The organism is Streptomyces goshikiensis (assembly GCF_014650555.1).
GTDB lineage: Bacteria > Actinomycetota > Actinomycetes > Streptomycetales > Streptomycetaceae > Streptomyces > Streptomyces goshikiensis.
Map to the genome: position 1 here is coordinate 697667 of NZ_BMVE01000001.1, position 24541 is coordinate 722207.

The window sequence follows — 24541 nt, forward strand, 5'->3', positions numbered from 1 at the left end:
TGTCGGTACCGGCTGCCGGTGGGCGTCAGTTGCCCGGGACGGGCAGGATCGGCGGCGGCTTGACCGGGCTCTGGCTCGTGCTCGGCTTCACCGGGCTCTGGCTGGTGCTCGGCTTGACCGGGCTCTGGCTGGTGCTCGGGTCCGGCTTGGTCGAGCTCTGGCTCGGGTCCGGGCTGTTGCTCGGCGAGCGGCTGGTGCTCGGCGACGAGCTGGTGCTCGCGGACTGGCTCGGCGAGGACGACGGGGAGGCGCTGCGGCTGGGTACCTGCGGGGTGCCCATCTCGGCGTCCGGCAGCTTGAACTCGCCCGTCTTGACGCCCTTGAGCGCGGCGAGGGTGTACGCCTGCCAGATCTCGGCGGGGAAGGTACCACCACCGGCGCGGCCACCACCGGCGGCGCCGGTCAGGGTGACCTGCGTGTGGGTGCCCGGCTCCTCACCGAAGATCGCCACGACGGTGACGAGTTCCGGGGTGTAGGCGGTGAACCAGCCGGCCACGTTCTTCTCGGTGGTACCGGTCTTGGCGGCGGCCTCGTAGGCGGAGCTCTTGACGACCTTCGCCGAGCCCTCGTTGACGACACCGGTGAGCACCTTGGTGACGGTGTCGGCGGTCTCGCGGGTGATGGCCTGGCCGCCGATGGCGGGGGCCGGCTTGAACTGCCGGTCCTTGTGCGTCGCGCTCTTGACGATGGTCGGGGTGACCTTCTTGCCGTGGTTGTCGAAGGTGGCGTAGACGCCGGCCATCTCCAGCGTGTTGGCGCTCATGGTGCCGAGCGTCATGGCCGGCTTGTCGCCGGGCCAGCCGTCACGGTCCTGCATGCCCAGTTCGAGGGCCGTCTGCTTCACGGCCGACGGCTTGGTGTCCACGATCATCTGCGCGTACACGGAGTTCACCGACCAGTTGGTGGCCTCCTGCACGGTCATCATCGGGTCGCCGTAGTCCTTGTCGTCCTGGTTCTGCGGGTTGAACGGGACGTCGCTGCCGACCACCTTGCGCTTGCTGGTGCCGTCGTAGAGCGTGTTCGGGTTGATCGGCTTGTGGTCCTGGGTGGTCGCCTTGTTCTCCAGGGCGGACGCGAGCACGATCGGCTTGAAGGTCGAGCCGGGCTGATAGTCGGTGCGCAGGGCGTTGCTGTTCCACTGCTGGGACCGGCCCAGGCCGCCGTACATGGCGACGATCGCGCCGGTCTTCGGGTCCACGGAGGTGGCGCCGGCCTGCACGCTCTGGTCGACGGGGCGCTTCTTGGTGTCCTTGCGGTCGAGCTTGGACTCCAGCTCGTCCTGGACGGCCTTCTCCATCGCCGCCTGGCGGTTCTTGTCGATGTTGAGGGTGATCGTCCAGCCGCCGGCCTTGAGCTCCGACTCGGGGATGCCCTGCCGGTCGAGCTCGTCCTCGGCGGCCTGGACCAGGTAGCCCTTCTGGCCTTCCATGCCCGGGGGCGCCTTGGGCTGGATCGGCTCCTGGAACTTGATCTCCTTGCGCTTCTCCGGGGTCAGCTTCTTCATCTCGACCATGTTGTCGAGGACGGCGTTGAAGCGGATCATGACCAGCCGCTTGCCGTTCGGTCCGGCGGTCGCCCAGTCGTACTGGCTGGGGGCCTGGATGACGGCGGCGAGGTAGGCGCCCTGCTCCAGCGTCAGCTTTTCGGCGTCGACGCCGTAGTAGGCCTGGGCCGCGGCCTGGATGCCGTAGGCGTTGCGGCCGTAGAAGTTGGTGTTCAGGTAACCGGCGAGGATCTCGGGCTTCTCCATGCGCTGGTCGACCTTGAGGGAGATGATCAGCTCCCGGACCTTGCGCGTCGCCGACTGGTCCTGGGTCAGGTAGTAGTTCTTGACGTACTGCTGGGTGATCGTCGAACCACCGGCCTTGCCCTTGCCCGTGACGGTGTTGAAGAGGCCTCGGGCCACACCCATCACGTCGATGCCGCTGTCCTTGTAGAAGGACTTGTTCTCGATCGCGATGAAGGCCGTCTGGACGTCCTCCGGGATCTTGCTGATCGGGAGGATCTCGCGGTTGAGGCCGCCGGTGCGCGCCATGAGCGTGCCGTCGGAGTACTTGTAGACGTTGCTCTGGAGCGTCGCCTTCTCGTTCGGGTCCGGCGGCTCCACGGAGTAGTAGAGGAACACCAGAGCGCCCATGCCGAGCAGCATCAGCCCGAAGAAGGTTCCGAGGACCTTCTTCCAGGTGAAGAAGCGACGTATGCCCTTCGGCTTGCCGGCGCTGCCCTTGCCGTCCTTGCCACTCTTGGCGCGCCCGCCCGGTGCCCGCCGCGCTCCGCGCTGCTGCTGCGCCCGTCGCGCTTCTGCTCGGCCCATCGCTCCCGCTCCGCTCGATTACCCCCCCGACGTCAGCTCAGAAAGCTAACACCGCAGGCTGTGACAAAGGTTGGCTAACCCTGATCAATACAGGTCATTTCGGACGTGAGAATCAGCACCCACATCACTGGAACCGACGTACAGGATGGCGGAAGGGTTGCGGAGAACCCAAAAAGTGATATCACTTTGCTAGAGGGTCCGAGCGACCACGACCGAACAAACGGGGGCAGTCCATGACAAACGCATCAGCCATCGACGCGGACACGAACGCCGCTACGGGGACCTCGCACGGCGTACGGGAGGTCGCGGCGCGCTCCGTCGGAGGCGGACTGGCCCTGCTGCTGGGCCTGTTGGGCGTCATAGCCGGCGCGGGCCTGATCGCCTTCGGAGCCGCGGCCACGACGGTCGGCGCCAAGGTCGCGCTCATCCTCGGCGGCATCCTGCTGGTCCTCGCCGCGATCATCGCGATGAGCGGACTCAACACGGTCGCGCCGGGCGAGGCCCGCGTGGTCCAGCTCTTCGGCCGCTACCGGGGCACCATCCGCGCCGACGGACTGCGCTGGGTCAACCCGCTGACCTCCCGCGAGAAGATCTCCACCCGCGTCCGCAACCACGAGACGGCCGTCCTGAAGGTCAACGACGCATACGGCAACCCCATCGAGCTCGCCGCCGTCGTGGTCTGGCGGGTCGAGGACACCGCGCGGGCGGTGTTCGAGGTGGATGACTTCACGGAGTTCGTGGAGACGCAGACCGAGGCGGCCGTGCGCCACATCGCCATCGAGTACCCCTACGACTCGCACGACGAAGGCGGCCTGTCCCTGCGCGGCAACGCCGAGGAGATCACCGAGAAGCTCGCCGTCGAGCTCCACGCCCGGGTCGAGGCGGCCGGCGTGCACATCATCGAGTCCCGCTTCACGCATCTCGCGTACGCTCCGGAGATCGCCTCCGCGATGCTCCAGCGCCAGCAGGCGGGCGCGGTCGTGGCGGCGCGCAAGCAGATCGTCGAAGGAGCGGTGGGCATGGTCGAGCTGGCCCTGACCCGGCTGGCGGAGGAGGGCATCGTGGATCTGGACCCGGAGCGCAAGGCGGCCATGGTCTCGAACCTGATGGTGGTCCTCTGCGGCGACCGCGCGGCCCAGCCCGTCGTGAACACGGGCACCCTCTACCAGTGAGCCCCGACACCGACGGCGAACCGGAGCAGCCCGCGAAGGCGGGCCGGCAGGCGCGCAAGCAGGTACTCCTCCGGCTCGACCCGCAGGTGTACGACGCCCTCGCGCGCTGGGCGGGCGAGGAACTGCGCAGCGCGAACGCGCAGATCGAGTTCCTGCTCCGCCGCGCCCTGGGCGAGGCCGGCCGCCTCCCCGGCGGCGCGGGCCCGATCCCGCCCCGCGGCCGCCCGCCCAAGCCCCCCGACCAGGGCGCCGGGCGGAGCCCGCAGGGTTAGCCCGTACGGAAGACAGCGGCCCCGGACCTCTGCGGAGATCCGGGGCCGCGCCCGTTTCCGGATCTATACCCGGTGCGTATACACCGAGGGTATACACCCGGTGTAGAGTCACCGGCATGTCCATCGGTCACACCCTGCTCGGCCTCCTGGAGGCCGGCCCGCGCCACGGCTACGACCTCAAGCGCGCCTTCGACGAGAAGTTCGGCCACGACCGCCCCCTCGCCTACGGGCAGGTCTACTCGACCATGTCCCGCCTCCTGAAGAACGGCCTCGTCGAGGTCGACGGGATAGAGAGCGGCGGCGGTCCCGACCGCAAGCGGTACGCCATCACGGACGCCGGCATCACCGATGTCGAGACCTGGCTCTCCCAGCCGGAGAAGCCGGAGCCGTACCTCCACTCGACCCTCTACACCAAGGTCGTCCTCGCCCTGCTCACCGGCCGCGGCGCCGCCGAGCTGCTGGACGTCCAGCGCGCCGAGCACCTGCGGCTCATGCGGATCCTGACCCAGCGCAAGCGCAAGGGCGACCTCGCCGACCAGCTCGTCTGCGACCACGCCCTGTTCCATCTCGAAGCGGACCTGCGGTGGCTCGAACTCACCGCGGCCCGCCTCGGCCAGCTCGCCCAGGAGGTACGCCGATGACCCCGGCCGGCACCCTGCTCTGCGCCACGGACCTCCGCAAGGCGTACGGGCCCACCAAGGCGCTCGACGGCGCCGAGTTCTCGATCCACCCCGGTGAGGTCGTCGCCGTCATGGGGCCCTCCGGCTCCGGCAAGTCGACGCTCCTGCACTGCCTCGCCGGGATCGTCACGCCCGACTCCGGCACCATCACCTACGCCGGCCGCGAGCTGTCCGCGATGAACGACTCCGAGCGCAGCGCCCTGCGGCGCGGCGAGTTCGGCTTCGTCTTCCAGTTCGGCCAGCTCGTCCCCGAGCTCACCTGCGTGGAGAACGTCGCCCTGCCGCTGCGCCTCGCCGGCGTCAGGCGCAAGGAGGCCGAGCGGACCGCCCTGCACTGGATGTCCGAGCTGGAGGTGGCCGATCTCGGCTCCAAGCGCCCCGGCGAGGTCAGCGGCGGCCAGGGCCAGCGCGTGGCCGTCGCCCGCGCCCTGGTCACCCAGCCGCGCGTGATATTCGCCGACGAGCCCACCGGCGCCCTCGACTCCCTCAACGGGGAGCTGGTGATGCAACTGCTCACCGAGGCCGCCCGGTCCGCGAACGCGGCCGTCGTCCTCGTCACCCACGAGACCCGGGTGGCCGCCTACTCCGACCGCGAGATCGTCGTGCGCGACGGCAAGTCCCGCGACATGGAGCGCATCGTATGAGCAAGCCCCGCACCTGGGCGCGCGACCTCGCCCTCGGCACCCGGTTCGCCTTCGCCGGCGGCCGCGAGGGCTGGACCCGCACCCTGCTCACCGGCATCGGCGTCGGCCTCGGCGTCGCGCTGCTGCTGATCACCAGCGCGCTGCCGTCCGCGATGTCGGCCCGCGACGAGCGCGGCGCCGCGCGCACCACGTTCAGCTCCCCGACCGCCGAGCGGCCCGGACGCGACACCCTGCTGACCGCGCAGGTCGACCAGTCGTACCGCTCGTACGGCGTCGACGGCCGGCTGCTGCAGCCCGAGGGCCCGGACGCCCCGCTGCCGCCCGGGCTCACCGCGTTCCCCGGCCCGGGCGAGATGGCCGTCTCCCCCGCCCTCGACGAGCTGATGAAGACCGCCGAGGGCAAGCTGCTGCGCGAGCGCCTCGACGGGAAGATCGTCTCCACCATCGGGGACGAGGGCCTGGTCGGCCCCGGCGACCTCTACTTCTACATCGGCTCCGACCAGCTCGGGAAAATCGCCGACGGCACGTACGTGGAACGGATCACGGCCTTCGAGAACCACATCGAGGCCCCGCCGCTCGATCCCGTCCTCACCCTCCTGGTGGTGCTGACCTTCGTCGCGCTCCTGATGCCGGTCGCCGTGTTCATCGCGGCCGCCGTCCGCTTCGGCGGCGACCGCCGCGACCGCAGGCTCGCCGCGCTCCGCCTGGTCGGCGCCGACGGCCGGATGGTGCGCCGGATCGCGGCGGGCGAGGCCTTCGCCGGCTCGGTGATCGGCCTGCTGGTGGGCACCGGATTCTTCCTGGTCGCCCGGCAGCTGGCCGGGGCCGTGAGCATCTCCCAGCGCAGCGTCTTCCCCCACGACCTCAACCCGGAGTTCTGGCTGGCCTCCCTCATCGCGCTGGCGGTCCCGGCGGCGGCCGTCGCCGTGACCCTGCTCGCGCTGCGGGGCGTGGTCATCGAACCGCTGGGCGTGGTGCGTACGGCCACTCCCCGCAGGCGCCGGATCTGGTGGCGGCTGCTGCTGCCGCTCGCCGGACTCGGCCTGCTGGCCCCGATGATGGGCCGCGGCAACGAGGGCGGGCAGTTCAACCAGTGGCAGGTCTCCGGCGGCGTCGTCCTGCTGCTGGTCGGCATCACCGTGCTGCTGCCCTGGCTCCTGGAGCGGGTCGTCGGCCGGCTCGGCGGCTCCGGCGGGGTCTCCTGGCAGCTGGCCGTCCGCCGGCTCCAGCTCACCAGCGGCACCGCCGCCCGGCTGGTGGGCGGCATCGCGGTCGCGGTCGCCGGGGCCATCGCCCTCCAGATGCTCTTCGCCGGCACGGAGGGCGAATACACCAAGGACACCGGCCAGGACCCGGCCCGGGCCACGGTGTCGATCATGCCCCGGCACGGCACCGATGCGAAGCTCGACGAGCTGGCCGCGACCGTCGCCCGCAGCAAGGGCATCACCAAGGCCGTCGCGCTGCGCTCCACCACGGGCTCACCCGACCCGGACCGGGCCGACCAGGACGTCAACCTCCACATCGGCAGCTGCGCCGCCCTCGCCGAACTCGCCCGGCTGCCCTCCTGCGAGGACGGCGACGCCTTCGTCCTGACCGGCGCCCCCGACCCCTCCGCGCCGCAGGGAGCCCCCGCCGCCCCGGGCACCACGCTGTACGTCGGCGACCCGCGCGGCACCGAAGCCGGAGCGGACGGCTCCGCGCCGGTCGCCTGGACCGTGCCCGCCGACGCCCGCCCGGCGCCCGCCCACAAGGACCCGATCGGGCTGCTGCGCACCGGCGTCCTGCTCACCCCGGCCGCCGCCCCCAAGAGCCTCGGGACCCACCAGTTCGCCCAGGTGTACGTGCTGGTGGACCCGGCCGTGCCGGACGGGCTGGAGCTGGCCCGCAACGCGTCCTTCAAGGCCGAGCCGCTGGCCACGGCCATGACCCTCACGCAGACCCGGACCTCCGCACGCTTCGGTTCCATCCGGACCGGCCTGTTCGTCGGCGCGACGCTGGTGCTGGTGCTGATCGGGGCCAGCCTGCTGGTCTCCCAGCTGGAGCAGCTGCGCGAGCGCAGGAAGCTGCTGTCCTCGCTGGTCGCCTTCGGTACGAAGCGCTCCACGCTGAGCCTGTCGGTGCTCTGGCAGACGGCCCTGCCGATCGGCCTCGGCCTGGCGCTGGCGAACACCGTCGGCCTCGCGCTCGGCGCGGTCCTGATGCGGATGAGCAACGTACGGGTCCGCGTCGACTGGGCCTCGGTGGCGGCGATGACCGGCATCGGCGCCGGGGTCGCCCTGGTGGTCACCCTGCTCAGCCTGCCGCCGCTGCTGCGGCTGATGCGCCCGGACGGCCTGCGCACGGAGTGACACCGGGCGGGCGGGCCCGTACGCCCCCCTCGCGCCTTACGACCCGTACGCCCGTACGCCCGTTCCCGCAGGCCCGGATCAGTCCGTCGGCCACACCGGGAGCGGGCGTACGGCCTCGCGCAGCGCGGCCGCGATGGCCCGGAACTCCTCCTGCCGGGCCGCGCCGGTGCGCATCGCCAAGGCGATCCGCCGCGAGGGCGCGGGCTCGGCGAAGCAGCCTGTGGCCAGGTACTCGTTGCGGGTGGTCTCCAGCCGCAGCGCGGTGCGCGGCAGCAGCGTCACCCCCAGTCCCCCGGCGACGAGTTGGACCAGCGTGGACAGCCCGGCGGCGGTCGTGGTGACGTCCGCCCCGTCGGTGCGCCCCGCCTCGCGGCAGATGTCCAGCGCCTGGTCCCGCAGACAGTGCCCCTCGTCGAGCAACAGGAGCTGGAGGCCCCGCAGTTCCTCGCGCGGGATGTCGCGCCGCCCGGCGAGCGGGTGGTCCCGGGGCGCGAGGAGTACGAAGTCCTCGTCGAACAGGGGCAGTTCGCTGACCCCGGGCATCCCCAGGGGTACGGCGAGCAGCAGCAGGTCGAGCCGCCCGCCGGTCAGCCCCTCCAGCAGCGAGGAGGTCTGCTCCTCGTGCACCTGGAGGTCCATGCCGGGGTAGCGCCGGTGGAACAGCCCGAGCACCGTCGGCAGCAGGTACGGGGCCACCGTGGGGATCACCCCGAGGCGCAGCACGCCGGTGAAGGGCGCCCGTACCGCCTCGGCCTCGTCCAGCAGCCCACCCATGGCGTCGAGCACCACGCGCGCGCGGGCGGCGATCCGCTCGCCCGCCGGGGAGAGCAGCACCTTGCGGGTGGTGCGCTCCAGCAGCTGGACGCCGAGGGCCTCCTCCAGCGCGGAGACCGATCCGGAGAGCGCGGGCTGGCTCATGCCGATGGCGGCGGCCGCGTCGCGGAAGTGCAGGTGTTCCGCGACGGCCACGAAGGCGCGCAGCTGCGCGAGCGTCGCCTGCTTGAGTCCTCTATTACCGACAGCCACTGATAGGTACCTCCGATCACCCGGGACAAGAGTATCTATTTCTGTAATCAATGCAGGTGTGCCAGCATGTGAGATCCGTCCAACCCTCTCGGAAAGCCCCCAAAAGGGCCACTTTCCAATGCACTAGGAGAGCGCGTGCTCACTGTCGGCGACAAGTTCCCCTCGTACGATCTGACCGCTTGTGTCTCGCTCGAAGCGGGCAGCGAGTTCGCCCAGATCGACCACAAGACCTACGAGGGCAAGTGGCGCGTGGTGTTCTTCTGGCCCAAGGACTTCACCTTCGTCTGCCCGACCGAGATCGCCGCGTTCGGCAAGCTGAACGACGAGTTCGCCGACCGCGACGCGCAGATCCTGGGCGTCTCCGGTGACTCCGAGTTCGTGCACCACGCCTGGCGCAAGGACCACGCCGACCTGCGTGACCTGCCCTTCCCGATGCTGGCCGACTCCAAGCACGAGCTCATGCGCGCCTGCGGCGTCGAGGGCGAGGACGGCTTCGCGCAGCGCGCCGTCTTCATCGTCGACCAGAACAACGAGATCCAGTTCACGATGGTGACCGCCGGTTCCGTGGGCCGCAACCCCAAGGAGGTCCTGCGGGTCCTCGACGCCCTGCAGACCGACGAGCTGTGCCCCTGCAACTGGAACAAGGGCGAGGGCACCCTGGACGCCGGCGCGCTGCTGGCCGGTGAGTGACGGATGTCCCTCGACTCCCTCAAGGCCGCCGTTCCGGACTTCGCCAAGGACCTGAAGCTGAACCTCGGCTCGGTCATCGGCAACAGCGGCCTCCCGCAGCAGCAGCTGTGGGGCACCGTACTGTCCTGCGCGATCGCCGCCCGCTCCCCGCGCGTCCTGCGTGAGCTGGAGCCGGAGGCGAAGGCGGCCCTGTCGCCGGAGGCGTACACCGCCGCCAAGTCCGCCGCCGCGGTCATGGCGATGAACAACGTCTTCTACCGCACGCGGCACCTGCTCTCCGACCCGGAGTACGGCACCCTGCGCGCCGGTCTGCGGATGAACGTCATCGGCAACCCGGGCGTGGAGAAGGTCGACTTCGAGCTGTGGTCGCTCGCGGTCTCCGCGATCAACGGCTGCGGCCAGTGCCTCGACTCGCACGAGCAGGTCCTGCGCAAGGCCGGTGTCGACCGCGAGACGATCCAGGAAGCCTTCAAGATCGCCTCGGTGATCCAGGCCGTCGCGGTCACCCTCGACGCCGAGGCCGCCCTCGCCGCCGAGTAGTACCCCGTACGAAGCCCAGTGCCCCCGCTGCCGTCACCGGCGGCGGGGGCACCGCGCGTTCAGGCGCGCAGCCGCTCCATCAGGCTCCGCATGTCCTCGATCATGGCCGTCTGGAGCCCGGTCTCGTCGGGGCCGCCCGTGGGCGCGGGAGCGGTCGGATCGGGGCCGGTGTCCTCGAACCACTCCGTGCTGAGCGTGAACACCGCGCCGCCGTCGAGGACGATGAGTTCGGCCCTGTCGAGCCCGATCCCCCGCCTGTACAGGGCCCGTTCGCCGAGGCCGGGCACCTCCGACACGTCGAAGGCGTTCGGTGGCATGCCGAGCCTGCGGCCGGGGCCGAGGCCGAACTCGGTCCCGGGCTCGCTCCGGCGGTGCAGTTCGACCAGCACCTCGCTCCCGTACGAGGTCCGACCCTCGCTCCACACCGCGGAGGTCCCGCAGCTCGCCCAGTCCAGGGCGGGGTCGCTGCCGTGCGTCGTGTGCCGTTCCTGGAAGGGCTGCCCGGTGAGCCGGACCAGCTCCGACAGCCGCGCCCGCGCGCACAGGTCCTCGACGTGCCGGTACGAGATCCTCGGCCCGGCGGAGGCAGCAGAGGCGGCGAAACGATCCTGCACCACCAGGGCGCCGCCCCACACCGCCGAGGCCAGCACCACGCCGCCGAGCAGCCACCACCAGCGCCCTCGGGGCGCCCCCGTGGGCCCGGGCAGCCGCTCCGGCTCCGCCCGCTCTCCCGGCCGCGCGCTCTCCCACTCCCCGTCGAACTCGGGCTCGCCGATCATCCCCGCCCCCCTCGCCCCGTTACCCCTCGTCCCGGTCCGCCTCAGACCGGGTCGTCGACGCCCTCGCCCAGCGCCGTCGCCCCGTGCGGCGCCGCGCCGGCCACGGGCGCACCACCGTGCTGGTGGTCCTGTGAATACGCCCGCAGGTAGACCACCACCGTGTTGGTGACGGCGACCAGCGGGACGGCGACGACCGCGCCGCCGATGCCCGCGATCATGCCGCCGGCGGCCACCGAGAGCACCACCGCGAGCGGGTGCACCCGTACCGCCCGGCCCAGGATGAAGGGCTGGAGCACGTGCCCCTCTATCTGCTGCACGAGCAGGACCACGGCCAGCACGCTCAGCGCCGTGAACACGCCCTGGGTCACCAGGGCCACCACCACCGCGAGAGCCCCGGAGATCACCGCGCCGACCAGCGGGATGAACGCGAACAGGAAGATGAAGACCGCGAGCGGCACCGCCATCGTCACGTCGAGGAAGTACAGGCCGAGGCCGATGAAGACGGCGTCGATGAGCGCGACCAGCACCGTGCCGCGCACGTACGCGGTCAGCGTCCGCCAGGCGCGCGGGCCGGCGCCCGCGACTCCCGGCCGGGCGGGGGCGGGGACCAGGCCCAGCACCCAGTTCCAGATCCGCTTGCCGTCGTACAGCAGGAACAGCGTCGAGAACATCGCGAGCAGCATGCCCGTCAGCACCTCGACGAGGACCGTCACGCCTTGCAGACCGGCGGAGGTTATCTCCTCGGTGTTGGTGCCGATGGTGTCCGTGAGGTTCTTGGCGATGTCGTTGATCTGCTTCTCGGTCACGTGGAACGGGCTGTCCAGCAACCAGAGTTTGAGTTCGTTGATGCCGTCGCGGACCCGGTCGGAGAGGTCGTCGAGGTTCTCCATCACCTGCCAGACCACGAACCAGCCGACGAGCCCGATGACCACGAAGCCGAGGATCGCGGTCACGGCGGTCGCCAGCCCGCGCGGCAGCCCGAGCCGGCGCAGCCGGACCACGAAGGGCTGCAGCAGCGCGGTGACGAGCAGGGCGGCGACGAAGGCGAGGACGACCAGGCGGACTTCGCTGATCACCTTCATCAGCACCCAGAGCATGCCCGCGAGCAGCAGCAGCCGCCAGCTGACCTCGGCGGCGACCCGCATCCCCCACGGGACGGCCGTGACGGGGTCGGGGCGCTCGCGCGGACCCGCCACGACGACCGGCGGCGCCACGGCCACGCCTGAGGCGGCGGGCTTCTGGGGTACGCCCATGGTCTCGGCCTCGACCTCGGCGCGCCGTTCGTCGAGGCGCGCCTCCATCCGGCTCAGCCGGCTCCCCAGCCGGCCGATCCAGCCTGCAGTGTTCACCATGTCGCTCTCTTACCCCCGTCTGTCCCGTGCGATCGCACCTCGACGACCGTACACGCGAGGAGCCCCGCACCGTCGATACGGTGCGGGGCTCCCCCGGGGCGGGCGACCGGCACGGGGCCGGACCCGTTCCTAGTACCAGCTGTTGGCCTGCCAGAAGCTCCACGCGCCGCAGGGGCTGCCGTAGCGCTCGTTCATGTAGTTCAGGCCCCACTTGATCTGGGTGGCGGGGTTGCTGCGCCAGTCGGCACCGGCCGAGGCCATCTTCGAACCGGGGAGCGCCTGGACCAGACCGTACGCGCCCGACCCGGCGTTGACCGCCTTGTAGTTCCAGGTCGACTCGTGGTTCACGATGTTGGAGAAGCACTGGAACTGCCCGGCCGGGATCATCTGCTGGGCCATGGCCTTGACCTGGGCGACCGTGTAGGAGCCCTGGACCTCGAAGTCGCCCGCGTCGCGGGTGGCGGAGCGGCTGGCGACCTGCTCCTTCTCCTCCCGCTCCTTCTTCTCCTTCTCGGCCTTCTCGTCCGCGGCCTTCTGCGCCTCGGCCTTCTTGACCTTGGCGTCCTCGGCGGCCTGGACGCGCGCGGCCTCCTCGGCCGAGCGCTTGGCGTCGGCGTCGGCGGCGTGCGCGATGGCGTCGGCCTGCTGCGTCAGGGACGCGCTCTGGACGACGGCCTGGTCGCCGACCGGGATGTCAGTGAGGAGAGTCGCGCCGGACGCGGTCGTCTCAAGGTCGTTGGTGGCGGCGGGGTCGCCCGTCGCGACGCCAACGACTGCGCCGACGGTGGTGACCGCGGTGGCCGAAGCCACGGCGAACCCCCGGACCGAGATCCGGCTCACACGGTGTCCTTCCAGCAGCGTCCGCAGTGACCGCGCGGGCGCAATAGTGCCCCTCGACACTGGCCTCCGTGGTGATGCGGTCACTGGAGGCGCGGGCCCGTGGGCAACTCCTCTGCGAGGAGCCGCGCGTGAAACTCGGGCGGCATACGGCGGTCGGGTCTGGAGTTGTGGGTGCTGCTCGCACCCACGAGGGGTGCGGGTGGTGCAAGTGCTACAGGTGTGCCGTATGCGGGGCCTGACGGAAAACAGACTCTGCCGGACCCCGACGCCGCAAGGCAATTCTGAGTTGCGTGGGAAAGGTCACACCTGCTGTGACGACGCTGTTTTGAGCAAAGGGCTGTGCAGCGACGCGCCGCCCGGCTAGGCTCTCGGGCCTTTGCCGGGCGGCGCCAACTCGCCTTCCCGCTATGGGGGATTTGACCCTTTCGAGGGTTACAGGCTTTCGAGCATCTCGGTGACGAGCGCGGCGATCGGCGACCGCTCGGAACGCGTCAGCGTGATGTGCGCGAAGAGCGGATGCCCCTTCAGCTTCTCGACCACGGCGACGACTCCGTCGTAGCGGCCGACCCGCAGGTTGTCCCGCTGGGCGACGTCATGGGTGAGAACCACCCGCGAATTCGCGCCGATTCTGGACAGAACGGTCAGAAGGACGTTCCGCTCCAGCGACTGCGCCTCGTCCACGATCACGAACGCGTCGTGCAGCGACCGGCCCCGGATGTGCGTGAGCGGCAGGACCTCCAGCATCCCCCGGTTCAGCACCTCCTCGATGACCTCGCGCCCGGCCACGGCCGAGAGGGTGTCGAAGACCGCCTGCGCCCAGGGGCTCATCTTCTCGGACGCGTCACCGGGCAGGTAGCCGAGGTCCTGGCCGCCCACCGCGTACAGCGGCCGGAAGACCATCACCTTCTGGTGCTGCCGCCGCTCCAGCACGGCCTCCAGGCCCGCGCACAGCGCCAGCGCCGACTTCCCGGTGCCGGCCCGGCCGCCCATGGAGAGGATGCCGATCTCCGGATCGAGCAGCAGGTCGAGCGCGATGCGCTGCTCGGCGCTGCGCCCGTGGAGCCCGAAGGCCTCGCGGTCGCCGCGCACGAGCTTCACGTTGCCGTCCGCCGTGACCCGGCCCAGGGCCTTGCCGCGCTCGGACTGGAGGACCAGACCGGTGTGCACGGGAAGTTCCGCCGCCTCCGGGACGTAGAGGCGCTCCTCGGAGTAGAGGAGGTCCACCTGCTCCCCGGAGAGGCTGAGCTCGCTCATGCCGGTCCAGCCGGCGTCGGTGATCGCGAGCTCCGCCCGGTACTCCTCGGCGAGCAGCCCGACCGAGGAGGCCTTGATGCGCAGCGGGAGATCCTTCGAGACGACCGTGACGTCGTAGCCCTCGGCCTGGAGGTTGCGGGCGACGGCGAGGATCCGCGAGTCGTTGTCCCCCAACCGGAAGCCGGCCGGCAGGACACCGGGGTCGGAGTGGTTGAGCTCGACGCGCAGGGTTCCGCCCAGATCGCCCAGTGGGATGGGGGCGTCGAGGCGACCGTAGCGAACCCGGAAGTCGTCGAGCAGGCGCAGGGCCTGGCGGGCGAAGTAGCCGAGTTCGGGATGGTGCCTCTTTGCCTCCAGCTCGGTGATCACCACGATCGGGAGCACGACCTCGTGCTCGTCGAAGCGCGAGATCGCGTTGGGGTCTGCCAGCAGGACGCTGGTGTCGAGGACGTAGGTCCGCCTGTCGGGCAGGCGGCGCTTTGTGCTGGTCACCACGGAAGGACGTACCCCCTCGGAAGAGGTCGGGCCATGAAGACCGGACCGGTCATCGGCACCCATGCCAGGGCCGACTTCCGGCCCTCCCACTCCGTCCGTGCGAACCGCACGTGCGTCCTGGTGCAAAGGGCCTCCCGGGCGGACGACCCCATGCCGTCCGCTGAGACTCGACACCCGTGGATCGGGCGTCGACCTGAAAGGGATATTCCCCGAACGCGCCCGGCCATGCCATGGCATATGACGGACGCTCGGTGAATCGCTGGTGAAGGCTTTGCGCGGAGGACGGAGAGGGGCCCGAGGGGCTCCCGAGGTGACGCCCCGGTGTTCCCGAGGGGGCATCAGGTGATGGCCGGATCCCGGGGGCGGGCCCGGGATCCGGCGGGGTCAGGACCCGTACCGCCGGTGGCGCGCCGCGTAGTCGCGCAGCGCGCGCAGGAAGTCGACCTTACGGAAGGCCGGCCAGAAGACCTCGCAGAAGTAGTACTCCGAATGCGCGCTCTGCCACAGCATGAACCCGGACAGGCGCTGCTCGCCGCTGGTGCGGATCACGAGGTCCGGGTCGGGCTGGCCGCGCGTGTAGAGGTGCTCCGCGATGTGGTCGATGTCGAGGATCTCGGCGAGCTCCTCGAAGGAGGTGCCCTTCTCGGCGTGCTCCAGCAGGAGCGAGCGGACCGCGTCGGCGATCTCCTGGCGGCCGCCGTAGCCGACCGCGACGTTGACGAGTATCCCGTCGACGTCGTGGGTGGCCTGCTCGGCCTCCTTCAGCACGGACTGCGTGCGCTCGGGCAGGATGTCGAGGTTGCCGACGTGGTGGACGCGCCAGCGGCCGTCCGCGGCGAGGCCCCGCACGGTGTTCTCGATGATGTTGAGCAGCGGTCGGAGCTCGACCTCCGGGCGGTCCAGGTTGTCCGTGGACAGCATCCACAGGGTGACGACCTCGACGTCCGTCTCGGTGCACCAGCCGAGCATCTCGGAGATCTTGTCGGCCCCCGCCTGGTGGCCCTGTTCCGTCGTACCGCCGGACGCCTTCGCCCAGCGCCTGTTCCCGTCCAGGATGACGCCGATGTGCTTGGGCGCCGCGTCATGGTCGATGCGGCCCTCCACCCGGCGTGCATAGAGCCTGTACACCAGGTCGCGCAGCTTCACGATCTTCGAGCCCCTCCGTGCAATGCCCCCGTGCGGATTGCGGTCTCCCCCGAGGCGGCCACATTACTGCTCGGCGGGATCGGGTACCCAACCCGGTGTGTCACAAGTCCGTGATAGGGAGGACATCGTGACTGATAACAATCCCTATCGGGCAGAGCCCTCGCGCTACGACTCCATGGAGTACCGGCGCACCGGCCGCAGCGGCCTCAAGCTCCCCGCCGTCTCCCTCGGCCTCTGGCACAACTTCGGCGACGACAAGGCGCTGGAGTCCCAGCGGGCGATCCTGCGCCGGGCCTTCGACCTCGGCGTCACCCACTTCGACCTGGCCAACAACTACGGGCCGCCCCCCGGCTCCGCCGAGCTGAACTTCGGCAAGATCTTCGCGCAGGACTTCGCGTCCCACCGCGACGAGCTGATCATCTCCACCAAGGCCGGCTACGAGATGCACGCCGGCCCGTATGGCGAGTGGGGCAGCCGGAAGTACCTGATGAGCTCGCTCGACGCCTCGCTGAAGCGCATGGGCGTGGACTACGTCGACATCTTCTACTCGCACCGCTTCGATCCGGACACCCCGCTGGAGGAGACCATGGGCGCCCTCGCGTCCGCGGTCCAGCAGGGCAAGGCGCTGTACGTCGGCGTCTCCTCCTACAGCGCGGAGCAGACGGCCGAGGCGGCCGGGATCCTGCGCGAGATGGGTGTGCGCCCGCTGATCCACCAGCCCTCGTACTCCATGATCAACCGCTGGACGGAGGAGGACGGGCTGCTGGACACCCTGGAGGAGAACGGCATGGGCTGCATCTCCTTCGCGCCGCTCGCGCAGGGGCTGCTGACGGGCAAGTACCTGAAGGGCATCCCGGAGGGTTCGCGGGCCACCCAGGGCAAGTCCCTGGACCCGGATCTGCTGTCGGAGGACGTGCTGCGGCGGCTGCGCGGGCTGAACGACATCGCGACCCGTCGCGGGCAGTCGCTGGCGCAGCTGGCGCTGAGCTGGGTGCTGCGCGACGAGCGGATGACGTCGGCTCTGATCGGCGCTTCGAGCGTGTCCCAGCTGGAGGAAAACCTGGCGGCTCTGGCCGGCGCGCCCCTCTCGGAGGAGGAGCTGAAGGAGATCGACTCCTTCGCCGTCTCCACCCCCGGCACCAACATCTGGGCCCAGCGCGGCTGACCTGCGCTTTTGGCCCGAGGGCGGGGAAAAAATAAAACGGGCCGGTCCGTGGGGGGGGATACGGACCGGCCCGAGGGGGGGGTTCCACCATAACCCTTCGTAAAGCGTGATGCGTGCATTGGCGCAAGATGATTACGCTCCGAATCCGCCCAGCAGCACTCCGGTGAGGGCTCCGGCCGCCATGAAGGGCCCGAACGGGAACGCCGTACGGCGCCCCGCACGGCCTCCCAGCAGGAGTCCGAGGCCGTAGAGGGCCCCGTAGGCGAAGCCGAGGAAGGCCCCGAGGGCCCATACCCCCCACCCGTACCACCCAAGAGCGACCCCCAGGGCGAGCGCCAGCTTGACGTCTCCGAAGCCGATGCCGGCCGGGTTGATCAGGAACAGCAGGAGGTACGCGCCCGCCAGCGCGGCCCCGCCCAGCAGCGCGAGCCGCCACGACCCGGCGGCGCGGGGCGCCAGGGCCGCCGCCCCCAGCAGCGCGGCGGCCAGTGCGGCCAGCGGCAGGGTGAGTACGTCGGGCAGCCGGTGCACCGCGAGGTCGACGAGGCCGAGCAGGACGAGCCCGGGCGCGAGCCCCACGTACACGCCCACCTCGGGCCGCGCCCCGCCGGCCGCCGCCAGCGCCCCGCAGACGAGGGCGCACACGGCGGCGACCCCGGGGGCGGACGCCCCGTACGGCGCGCCGTGGCAGCGGGCGGGGCCGAGCCAGCGCGGGACCGGGTGCCCCGCGGGGCAGTGGGCCCGCCAGGGCTCGCCCGGGGCCACCGACAGCCGGTACGCCGCGCGGGGCAGCAGCAGCCCGCCGGCCGCGCCGTACGCGGCGGCGAGAAGGGTGATCACGACCACGCTCATCCGCCGACGGTAGGCCCCGCCGCCGCCCCGGGCATGGGCCCGGGGACCCAACCACGGGGCCGGAGCCCCGCCGAGCGCCGGTCGCCGCGGCGGCGACGGCGGCGACGGCTGCGGCTGCGGCTGCGGCGACAGGGCCTAGGCTGACCGGCGAGCGGCGACCGGCGAGCGCGGGCCCCGGGCTGCGGGGCCGAGGGGGGCGGACGGCATGCACGGACACCCGTACCGGCGGTGGCGCGACGGCGCGGCCGCGCTGCGCGTCGGCGACGCCCCCGCGACGGTCCCCGTCGAGATCGCCGCCTCCTACCGCGCCCGCACCCGCGGCCTCCTCGGCCGCGACGGCATCGACGGGGCGCTGCTGCTCACCCCGGCGGCGAGCGTGCACACCTTCCGGATGCGGTTCGCCATCGACGTGGCCTACCTCGACCGCGGTCTGCGCGTCATCGCCCTGACCACGATGCCCCCCGGCCGGCTCGGCCTGCCCCGCCCGCGCTCCCGGCACGTCCTGGAGGCCGAGGCGGGGGCCATGGCCGGCTGGGGCCTGCGGGTCGGAACCGCGCTCGCGGTGGAGCCCGCGGCGGACACCCCCTAGGTCCCGCGCCCGGCCCGGCGGTAGGTTGGGGCGGTTGGGCTGGGGTGTCAGGGGAGCGGCATGACGGAGAACGCGCGGATCAAGGCGCTGGAGCAGATCATGCCGGCGACGCATGGCGCTGACGAGGACATCGACTGGCGGGCCGCCGAGGCGGCCTGGGCCACCCGGTTCCCGGCCGATTTCGTCGCCTTCATGGGCCGTTTCGGGGCCGGTTCCATCAACGGCGAGGCCAGCATCCTGCTGCCGCTGCCGAAGCCCGGACTCCAGTGGGATCCGGCCGAGATGGCCGAGGAGACCGCGAACGCCCGGCACGCCTGGGAGGCGGAGGGCGGGCGCGCCGCCTTCGACGTGGACCCGGAGTCGATCATCGCCTGGGGCGTCACCGGCGGCTCGGACATCCTGTGCTGGCTGACCACGGACCCCGATCCGGACCGCTGGCCGGTCCTGGTCTGCGGGCGGCACTCGGCCGACACGTTCGCCGTGTATCCGTACGGGATGGCCGAATTCCTCTACCGGCTGTGCTCCGACGAGTTCGACGTGAGCCCCGTCAGCATCACCTTCTGGGACGGCGGCCACCTCAGCTTCGTGCACTGGCGCAAGGCCCAGCGGCGCTGGCAGGAGGGCCGCAACCCGGAGACGGGCGAGCCCGACCCGTACGCCGGCGAGTTCGCCGACCAGTAGCTCAGGGCGCGGTGGCCTCCCAGGCCGCCTCGATCATCCGGAAGACCTCGTCCACCGTGGCCCCGGGATCGTCCGCCCGGCAGGCCAGCGCGTAGGCGTCGATGGCGAACCGCGCGGTCGCCCGGCAGGCCGTCGTACTCCGGGACAGGTGCGGATCGGCGGCCAGCGCCGCCGCCAGCGCCTGCGCGTGACGCAGGCCCATCGACTCCTCGTACTCCCGCAGGGCGGGCGATCCCTCGATCATGCGCCGGACGGGGGCACTGCCCTCCGCCGTGCAGTGCCGCACCAGGGCCCGGACCTCGCGGTGCAGCGCCGCGATGAGCGGCTCGTGCGCGGGCCGGCCGGTCACCGCCCGGGTGAGGCGCTCCTCGAAGTCCTGGTCCCGCTCGAACACCAGGGCCTCCTTCGAGGCGAAGTGGGCGAAGACGGTGGTGACGGCCACATCGGCCTCGGCCGCCACCTCACGGATGCCCACGGCGTCGTACCCGCGCTCCAGGAAGAGGCTCAGCGCGGTGTCAGCGATCTTCTGACGGGTCGCGGCCTTCTTGCGTTCGCGGCGTCCGGACGGCTCGATCATACGCTGACGCTACCAGGTATGAATCCACAACCGTTGTGAAATCCTAACGGTTAGGGCTACCTTCGACCGCATGAGGAAAATCAGCTTCGCCGAGTTCGGCGGTCCCGAGGTCCTGCACCTGGTCGAAGCCGAGGAGCCCCACGCGGGCCCCGGCCGGATACGCATCGCCGTACGGGCGGCGGGCGTCAACCCCGTGGACTGGAGGATCCGGGAGGGCCAGGTCCTGGGAGCCCATCCGGTCGAGCTGCCCGCCGGGGTCGGCCTGGACGCCGCCGGGGTGGTGGACGAGGTCGGCGAGGGCGTCGAGGGGGTCGAGGTCGGCGACCGCGTGTTCGGCGAAGGCGCCGACACGTACGCCGAATTCGCCGTGCTGACGGCCTGGGCCCGGATGCCCGAGGGGCTCACCTTCGAGGAGGCGGCCGGGTACCCGTCGGTGGTGGAGACCGCGCTGCGCGTCATCCGCGAGGTCGGCGTGCGGCCCGGGCAGACGCTGCTGGTCAGCGGCGCGTCCGGCGGCGTCGGGTCGGCGGTGCTGCAGATCGCCCGCGCGCGCGGCATCGCGGTGATCGGCACGGCCGGGGCCGCGAACCAGGACTACCTGCGCGGCCTGGGCGCCCTCGCCACGACCTACGGCGAGGGCTGGGCCGAACGGGTGCGGGGCCTGGGCCGGGTCGACGCGGCCCTCGACCTGGCCGGCTCGGGCGTGATCCGCGAACTCGTCGAGCTGACCGGGGACCCGCGCAAGGTCGTCTCCATCGCCGACCTCGGCGCGCCGCGGCTGGGCGTCCGGTTCTCCGGCGTGGCCGGAAGCGTGCCGGAGGCGCTCGCCGAGGCCGTCGGCCTCATCTCCCGGGGCAGGCTCCACATCCCGGTCGAGAAGTCGTACGCGCTCGGCGAGGCGGCGGCGGCGCACACCGACAGCCGCGCCGGCCACACCCGGGGGCGCCGGGTCCTGGTCGTCTGAGCGGCGCCCCGCCCGCCATCCCGCCCGCCGCCCGCCATCCCGCCCGCCGCCCGCCGTCCCGCGCGCCCTCCCGCACCGAAAACGGGCCTTTCGGCATGTCTACGCGCGTGGGAATTGTGGATCACATATCGGAAAACACCAGCCGGAAATCCCCCACTTGGAGCATTGACCACAAGTACCGCCCCAATGACATCAACTGCCCCGCCGTCAGGAGAGAATTCCGGCCAACGGGCCACGGAGGAACACCCCCGGCCCGGAGCAACTCACCAGCAGTAACGGGACTCGAAAGAAATTCAGGGGAACCCACCCGTGCAACGAAGAATCTTCAGCGCGGCCGCGGGCGCCGTGGCGCTCGGCATGCTGATACCGCTCTCCGGCTGCGGCGGCTCCGCGGACGACGCGGGCGGCAGCGCGACGCTGCGCCTGGTCGCCGCGGAATACGGCGACGGCCCGGCCACCAGTTCCAAGGCTTTCTGGGACAAGGTCTCGAAGGATTTCACCGCCGCCAACCCGGACATCGAGGTCGAGGTCCGGCTCCTGCCGTGGGCCGACATCGACCGCGAGGTCTCCGCCATGGTCCGGTCCGGAAAAGCGCCGGACATGGCACTCATGGGCTCGTACTCGGATTTCGCGGCGCAGGACAAGCTCTATTCCGCGGAGGAACTCCTCCCGGTCACCGCCGAGGCGAACTTCCTCCAGCCGCTCGCCGAGGCCGGATCCGTCGGGAACACCCTCTACGGCCTGCCGTTCGTGGCGAGCAGCCGTCTCCTCTTCTACAACGAGACCCTGTTCTCCAAGGCAGGCGTCGGCGAGCCCAAGACCTGGGCCGACCTGAAGGCCGCCGCCAAGGCGCTCAAGGACAAGGGCGTGAAGTACCCGTACGCCCTGCCGCTGGGCCCGGAGGAGGCGCACGCCGAGGCGATGATCTGGGAACTGAGCAACGGGGGCGGCTACGCCGACAGCAGCGGCAACTACAGCCTGGCCTCCGACCAGAACATCGAGACGTTCCAGTGGATCAAGACCAACCTGGTCTCCCCCGGCCTGACCGGCCCGGTCCCGCCCGCGCAGCTCAACCGCGCCGACGCCTTCGCCGCCTTCGTGCGCGGCGAGGTCGGCATGCTGAACGGCTACCCGTCGCTGCTCCACGAGGCGCGCGCCAAGGGCGTCAGCGTGGGCACCCTCCCCATGCCCGTCTCGGATTCGCTCGGCGCCGGCGAGACCCCGCCGGCCGTGGGCGTGGCGGACTGGATGATGGCGTTCAAGCAGAACGGCAAGCGGGCCGAGATCGGCAGGTTCCTGGACTTCGTCTACGAGGACGAGAACCTGTCGGACTTCGCGAACCGCTACCACCTGCTGCCCTCGACTGTCTCCGCGTCCCGCACCCTGGCCGGCGGCGGCCTCGACAAGAACGACCTGTTCTTCCTGACCGCCCTGCGCGGTGCTCAGCTCTACCCGGTCAACGACCCGTCCTGGGTGACGGTCAGCGACACCGTCAAGCGCAACATCGGCCGCGCCGTCGCGCCGAACGGCGATCCGAAGGCCGTCCTGGAGGAGATCGCCGCCACGGCGAACAAGGCCACCAAGAAGCACTGAACGGCCGCCCGATCCGGGACTTTCGACCCTGCCGCCACCCATCCCGTGCGGCATGATGGCTGCTACGGCCCTTGATCCAAGGCCGCGGCCCTGCCGCCCGACGAGCACTCACGAGGTGCGCGGGGCGGCCGGCCCCTCTCCCCTGCCGCTCTCCTACCGCGGCCCCTCGCCCGTCGTGAACGCGGTGCGGTACTGCTCGCAGCTGGAGTCCCAGCGCAGGGTCCCCGACACCGTCCCGTATCCGGAACGGGTCACCGACCACTCCACCGTGTACTCGCCGGTGTCACATGCGATCCGCTTCCCGCCCGGGACCTTCTCCCGCCCGGTGGCCGGACGATCGCGGAGCTCGCGCCGCACCTCGCCCGCCTTGCTCCGGTCGGGGGCGCGCAGGACGGCGTGCACGACGATCGGGTGCCTGCCCTCCTTGGTGTTCAGCGCCTTCTTCACGAGCGTCGAGTCGGACACCGTCCAGCCGAACTCGTACGAGGGCTGCCAGGCCAGCGTCTTGGGGTCCCCCGCCTTCCGTTCGAACTCCGGGGCGCCGGAGGGGCCGGGCCGGGTCACCGTCTTGTACTGGACCCCGGGGAAGAAGCGGAGCTGCCCCTCCACCTTGTGCATCTCGTCCTTGGTCCACATCGACTTCATCGACTTCTCGCCGCCGGCCGGGTCCTGGAGGTACGTCCCCTCCGCCGCCGTGGCGCCCTGGCCGAGGGCGGGGACGAGGGCCGCCGCCGTGGCGGCGAGGGCGAGGGCGACGATGCGGGTGCGGTTCATGCCCGGCCCAACGGGGGCCCGGCGCGGGCCGGAACGACACCGGGCGCGCATTCACCCGTAAGGGAGGCCGGGGCGGACACGGAGGTGACACGTTCTGTGCGACCCCAGGAATACGAGCTGATGATCTTCCGTTGGTCGGGACGGACAGGACCTGACGATCCGAGTACGGGGGATGACATGAGTGGGAACGCGAGCGTCAACGGCACGGTGGCGGCGGGCTGGGAGTCGGTGCGGGACGAGTTCGCGGCCTTCGCCGCGGCCGAACCGCACTCGCCCGAGGCCCAGCTGGTGGTGCTTCACCACGGGCGGCCCGTGGTCGACCTGTGGGCCGGCGAGGACACCGACGGGGAGACCCTGACCGGCGTCTACTCGATCACCAAGGGAGCGGCCCACCTGGTGGTGGCGCTGCTCGTGCAGGACGGCGTACTGGAGCTGGACGCTCCGGTGTCGCGGTACTGGCCCGAGTTCACGGGCGACGGCAAGGAGCGGCTGACCGTACGGGAGCTGGTGGCGCACAAGTCGGGCCTGATCAACCGGCCCGAGGGGTTCACCGTCGAGGAGCTCGCGGACGACGCGGGGATCGCGGCGGCGCTGGTCGGCCAGAAGCCGTATTGGGAACCGGGAACGGCGTACGGCTACCACGCGTTCGTCATCGCCGCGCTGACCGGCGAGGTGGTGCGGCGCGCGACCGGGCGCTCCATCCAGGAGATCTACGAGGAGCGGATCCGCGCCCCGTACGGCCTGGAGCTGTTCTTGGGACTGCCCCGTGAGGCGGAGGGCCGCTGGAAGCCGATCCTGGAGCCGCTGCCGACGCAGGAGCAGCTGGCCCGGATGGCGGACCAGCCGGCGCCACCCGCGCTGATGCCGATCGCGTTCAACTGGCACACCGACCCGCCGATGGACCTGGTGGCCTTCGCCAACCACCCGAAGGTCAAGGAGCTCGGCCCGGCCTCGGCGGGCGGGGTCGGCTCGGCGCGCGGCATCGCGGGCATGTACGCGGCGGCGATCGGCGAGGTGGACGGCCGGGCCCCGCTGCTGAAGCCGGACACGGCCGCCGAGTTCGCGAAGCCGCACACCCCGGGCCAGGGCCTGGTCACGCCGGAGCCGGACCACTTCGCGCTGGGCTTCGAGCTGATGCCCGGAGTCGGACCGCGGGCCCTCGGGCACAGCGGCGCGGCGGGCGGTGTGGGCTTCGGCGACCCTGAGTCGGGCGTGGCGTACGCGTACACGCGCCGCCGGTTCGGCTTCCCGGGTGGGGCCGCTCCGGAGAACGAGCGCCTGACGGCGGCGGTGATGAAGGCGGCGCGGGCCGCCGGATAGGGGCCGCCACGGGGCGGGGCCGGGCCCGGGGAGCGCGTTCTGAGCGCTCCTCAGGCCTGGCCGGTCTCGAAGCGGCTGACGCGCCCGTCGGCGGTGACCTCGAACCGCCAGGCGGTGCGCATCTCGCCCCAGGTGTCGTTGCGGTAGGCGACGACGAGGGAGCGTCCGCCGTCGGCCTCGGTCTCGACGTCCATGTGGCCGCCGGAGGAGAAGATCTCCTTGTCGGCCCACTGGGCGACGTCGCGGTCCGAGCCGTCGTCGGACATGGTCGCGCCCGGGGTGAGGGCCTCCTGGAAGGCGGCCCGGTCGCCCGCGTTGACGGCGTTGACGAAGGCGCGGACGGCGGGTTCGGACAGCTGGCTCGGGGCGATCACGGGGGCCTCCTGGTCAGGCGTAAGGATGCTGCTGCCGACCAGGGAACACCGCGGGCGCGGCCGGGGCGCCGACCCTCACCCGTTCGGCGACGGACGGCGT

24 protein-coding genes are annotated in these 24541 nt (G+C 71.4%); 13 read left to right on the forward strand and 11 right to left on the reverse strand.

The window, feature by feature from the left end; all coding sequences use genetic code 11:
- Nucleotides 1-25: 25 nt before the first annotated feature.
- Nucleotides 26-2314, reverse strand: coding sequence for a transglycosylase domain-containing protein (locus tag IE248_RS03145; protein ID WP_190029900.1), 2289 nt, complete (start codon nucleotides 2312-2314; stop codon nucleotides 26-28).
- A gap of 233 nt (nucleotides 2315-2547) precedes the next feature.
- On the opposite strand from IE248_RS03145, the gene IE248_RS03150 reads away from it, so the two are divergent.
- The 5 genes from IE248_RS03150 (at nucleotide 2548) to IE248_RS03170 (ending at nucleotide 7430) form a co-directional block, all read left to right on the forward strand.
- Nucleotides 2548-3486, forward strand: coding sequence for an SPFH domain-containing protein (locus tag IE248_RS03150; protein WP_073795166.1), 939 nt, complete (start codon nucleotides 2548-2550; stop codon nucleotides 3484-3486).
- A complete protein-coding gene (locus IE248_RS03155) occupies nucleotides 3483-3758 on the forward strand; it encodes a type II toxin-antitoxin system antitoxin (RefSeq protein WP_008737340.1) in 276 nt (91 codons plus the stop codon). The genes IE248_RS03150 and IE248_RS03155 overlap by 4 nt, the downstream gene beginning before the upstream one ends.
- Before the next feature lie 116 nt (nucleotides 3759-3874).
- A complete protein-coding gene (locus IE248_RS03160; protein ID WP_008737343.1) occupies nucleotides 3875-4399 on the forward strand; it encodes a PadR family transcriptional regulator in 525 nt (174 codons plus the stop codon).
- Nucleotides 4396-5082, forward strand: a complete 687-nt coding sequence (locus IE248_RS03165; RefSeq protein WP_008737345.1) for an ABC transporter ATP-binding protein — start codon at nucleotides 4396-4398, stop codon at nucleotides 5080-5082. The genes IE248_RS03160 and IE248_RS03165 overlap by 4 nt, the downstream gene beginning before the upstream one ends.
- Nucleotides 5079-7430 (forward strand): ABC transporter permease, encoded by a 2352-nt coding sequence (locus IE248_RS03170; RefSeq protein ID WP_190029901.1) that lies wholly within the window; start codon nucleotides 5079-5081, stop codon nucleotides 7428-7430. The genes IE248_RS03165 and IE248_RS03170 overlap by 4 nt, the downstream gene beginning before the upstream one ends.
- A 78-nt stretch (nucleotides 7431-7508) precedes the next feature.
- Here the strand turns inward: IE248_RS03170 and IE248_RS03175 are convergent, their stop codons facing one another.
- Nucleotides 7509-8456, reverse strand: coding sequence for a hydrogen peroxide-inducible genes activator (locus IE248_RS03175; protein ID WP_190029902.1), 948 nt, complete (start codon nucleotides 8454-8456; stop codon nucleotides 7509-7511).
- A gap of 135 nt (nucleotides 8457-8591) precedes the next feature.
- On the opposite strand from IE248_RS03175, the gene IE248_RS03180 reads away from it, so the two are divergent.
- Together IE248_RS03180 and IE248_RS03185 are read left to right on the forward strand one after the other, a co-directional pair.
- A complete protein-coding gene (locus tag IE248_RS03180; RefSeq protein ID WP_008737350.1) occupies nucleotides 8592-9146 on the forward strand; it encodes a peroxiredoxin in 555 nt (184 codons plus the stop codon).
- A gap of 3 nt (nucleotides 9147-9149) precedes the next feature.
- Nucleotides 9150-9686, forward strand: a complete 537-nt coding sequence (locus tag IE248_RS03185) for an alkyl hydroperoxide reductase (RefSeq protein WP_008737352.1) — start codon at nucleotides 9150-9152, stop codon at nucleotides 9684-9686.
- 59 nt (nucleotides 9687-9745) lie between these two features.
- Here IE248_RS03185 and IE248_RS03190 read toward each other — a convergent pair whose 3' ends face one another.
- The 5 genes from IE248_RS03190 to IE248_RS03210 all read right to left on the reverse strand — a co-directional run bounded on the left by IE248_RS03190 (nucleotide 9746) and on the right by IE248_RS03210 (nucleotide 15552).
- Entirely contained in the window at nucleotides 9746-10465 is a 720-nt protein-coding gene (locus IE248_RS03190; protein WP_008737354.1) for a hypothetical protein, read from the reverse strand.
- Nucleotides 10466-10506: 41 nt separating this feature from the next.
- Nucleotides 10507-11817: an AI-2E family transporter gene (locus IE248_RS03195; protein ID WP_073795160.1), complete on the reverse strand. Its 1311-nt coding sequence runs from the start codon at nucleotides 11815-11817 to the stop codon at nucleotides 10507-10509.
- 129 nt (nucleotides 11818-11946) lie between these two features.
- Nucleotides 11947-12657 carry an aggregation-promoting factor C-terminal-like domain-containing protein gene (locus tag IE248_RS03200; protein WP_413253124.1) on the reverse strand — a complete coding sequence of 237 codons (711 nt, stop codon included), beginning with the start codon at nucleotides 12655-12657 and terminating at the stop codon, nucleotides 11947-11949.
- A 432-nt stretch (nucleotides 12658-13089) separates the two neighbouring features.
- A complete protein-coding gene (gene phoH2, locus IE248_RS03205; RefSeq protein WP_008737360.1) occupies nucleotides 13090-14406 on the reverse strand; it encodes an RNA 5'-3' helicase PhoH2 in 1317 nt (438 codons plus the stop codon).
- Nucleotides 14407-14790: 384 nt separating this feature from the next.
- Nucleotides 14791-15552, reverse strand: a complete 762-nt coding sequence (locus IE248_RS03210) for an isoprenyl transferase (protein ID WP_008737362.1) — start codon at nucleotides 15550-15552, stop codon at nucleotides 14791-14793.
- 127 nt (nucleotides 15553-15679) lie between these two features.
- Here IE248_RS03210 and mgrA point away from each other — a divergent pair, with 127 nt between their 5' ends.
- Nucleotides 15680-16717 (forward strand): L-glyceraldehyde 3-phosphate reductase, encoded by a 1038-nt coding sequence (gene mgrA, locus IE248_RS03215; RefSeq protein WP_008737364.1) that lies wholly within the window; start codon nucleotides 15680-15682, stop codon nucleotides 16715-16717.
- A 132-nt stretch (nucleotides 16718-16849) separates the two neighbouring features.
- On the opposite strand, the gene IE248_RS03220 is transcribed toward mgrA, so the two are convergent.
- The gene (locus tag IE248_RS03220; protein ID WP_190029903.1) at nucleotides 16850-17569 is read right to left on the reverse strand and encodes a prepilin peptidase; all 720 of its coding nucleotides are present in this window, start codon (nucleotides 17567-17569) and stop codon (nucleotides 16850-16852) included.
- 205 nt (nucleotides 17570-17774) lie between these two features.
- On the opposite strand from IE248_RS03220, the gene IE248_RS03225 reads away from it, so the two are divergent.
- A complete protein-coding gene (locus IE248_RS03225) occupies nucleotides 17775-18158 on the forward strand; it encodes a DUF192 domain-containing protein (RefSeq protein ID WP_100581942.1) in 384 nt (127 codons plus the stop codon).
- Nucleotides 18159-18218: 60 nt separating this feature from the next.
- On the forward strand, nucleotides 18219-18839 hold the full coding sequence (locus IE248_RS03230; RefSeq protein ID WP_079195933.1) for an SMI1/KNR4 family protein: 621 nt from the start codon (nucleotides 18219-18221) through the stop codon (nucleotides 18837-18839).
- Nucleotide 18840: 1 nt separating this feature from the next.
- Here the strand turns inward: IE248_RS03230 and IE248_RS03235 are convergent, their stop codons facing one another.
- The gene (locus IE248_RS03235; protein ID WP_190029904.1) at nucleotides 18841-19416 is read right to left on the reverse strand and encodes a TetR/AcrR family transcriptional regulator; all 576 of its coding nucleotides are present in this window, start codon (nucleotides 19414-19416) and stop codon (nucleotides 18841-18843) included.
- A gap of 70 nt (nucleotides 19417-19486) precedes the next feature.
- Between IE248_RS03235 and IE248_RS03240 the strand changes: the two genes are divergently transcribed.
- A complete protein-coding gene (locus IE248_RS03240) occupies nucleotides 19487-20380 on the forward strand; it encodes an NADP-dependent oxidoreductase (RefSeq protein WP_190029905.1) in 894 nt (297 codons plus the stop codon).
- Nucleotides 20381-20689: 309 nt separating this feature from the next.
- Entirely contained in the window at nucleotides 20690-21973 is a 1284-nt protein-coding gene (locus tag IE248_RS03245) for an extracellular solute-binding protein (RefSeq protein WP_373301454.1), read from the forward strand.
- 153 nt (nucleotides 21974-22126) lie between these two features.
- Here IE248_RS03245 and IE248_RS03250 read toward each other — a convergent pair whose 3' ends face one another.
- Entirely contained in the window at nucleotides 22127-22747 is a 621-nt protein-coding gene (locus IE248_RS03250) for a hypothetical protein (RefSeq protein WP_190029906.1), read from the reverse strand.
- 177 nt (nucleotides 22748-22924) lie between these two features.
- Here IE248_RS03250 and IE248_RS03255 point away from each other — a divergent pair, with 177 nt between their 5' ends.
- Nucleotides 22925-24067, forward strand: coding sequence for a serine hydrolase domain-containing protein (locus tag IE248_RS03255; RefSeq protein WP_190029907.1), 1143 nt, complete (start codon nucleotides 22925-22927; stop codon nucleotides 24065-24067).
- Between the two features lie 50 nt (nucleotides 24068-24117).
- Here the strand turns inward: IE248_RS03255 and IE248_RS03260 are convergent, their stop codons facing one another.
- Nucleotides 24118-24441: a hypothetical protein gene (locus IE248_RS03260; RefSeq protein WP_073773249.1), complete on the reverse strand. Its 324-nt coding sequence runs from the start codon at nucleotides 24439-24441 to the stop codon at nucleotides 24118-24120.
- Between the last annotated feature and the right edge of the window lie 100 nt (nucleotides 24442-24541).

Coding starts and splice junctions, on each gene's coding strand:
- IE248_RS03195 (WP_073795160.1), bottom strand. CDS start 11,817: ATGGTGAACACTGCAGGCTGGATCGGCCGGCTGGGGAGCCGGCTGAGC.
- IE248_RS03150 (WP_073795166.1), top strand. CDS start 2,548: ATGACAAACGCATCAGCCATCGACGCGGACACGAACGCCGCTACGGGG.
- IE248_RS03145 (WP_190029900.1), bottom strand. CDS start 2,314: ATGGGCCGAGCAGAAGCGCGACGGGCGCAGCAGCAGCGCGGAGCGCGG.
- IE248_RS03190 (WP_008737354.1), bottom strand. CDS start 10,465: ATGATCGGCGAGCCCGAGTTCGACGGGGAGTGGGAGAGCGCGCGGCCG.
- IE248_RS03160 (WP_008737343.1), top strand. CDS start 3,875: ATGTCCATCGGTCACACCCTGCTCGGCCTCCTGGAGGCCGGCCCGCGC.
- IE248_RS03255 (WP_190029907.1), top strand. CDS start 22,925: ATGAGTGGGAACGCGAGCGTCAACGGCACGGTGGCGGCGGGCTGGGAG.
- IE248_RS03185 (WP_008737352.1), top strand. CDS start 9,150: ATGTCCCTCGACTCCCTCAAGGCCGCCGTTCCGGACTTCGCCAAGGAC.
- IE248_RS03240 (WP_190029905.1), top strand. CDS start 19,487: ATGAGGAAAATCAGCTTCGCCGAGTTCGGCGGTCCCGAGGTCCTGCAC.
- IE248_RS03235 (WP_190029904.1), bottom strand. CDS start 19,416: ATGATCGAGCCGTCCGGACGCCGCGAACGCAAGAAGGCCGCGACCCGT.
- IE248_RS03250 (WP_190029906.1), bottom strand. CDS start 22,747: ATGAACCGCACCCGCATCGTCGCCCTCGCCCTCGCCGCCACGGCGGCG.
- IE248_RS03170 (WP_190029901.1), top strand. CDS start 5,079: ATGAGCAAGCCCCGCACCTGGGCGCGCGACCTCGCCCTCGGCACCCGG.
- IE248_RS03220 (WP_190029903.1), bottom strand. CDS start 17,569: ATGAGCGTGGTCGTGATCACCCTTCTCGCCGCCGCGTACGGCGCGGCC.
- IE248_RS03230 (WP_079195933.1), top strand. CDS start 18,219: ATGACGGAGAACGCGCGGATCAAGGCGCTGGAGCAGATCATGCCGGCG.
- IE248_RS03225 (WP_100581942.1), top strand. CDS start 17,775: ATGCACGGACACCCGTACCGGCGGTGGCGCGACGGCGCGGCCGCGCTG.
- IE248_RS03165 (WP_008737345.1), top strand. CDS start 4,396: ATGACCCCGGCCGGCACCCTGCTCTGCGCCACGGACCTCCGCAAGGCG.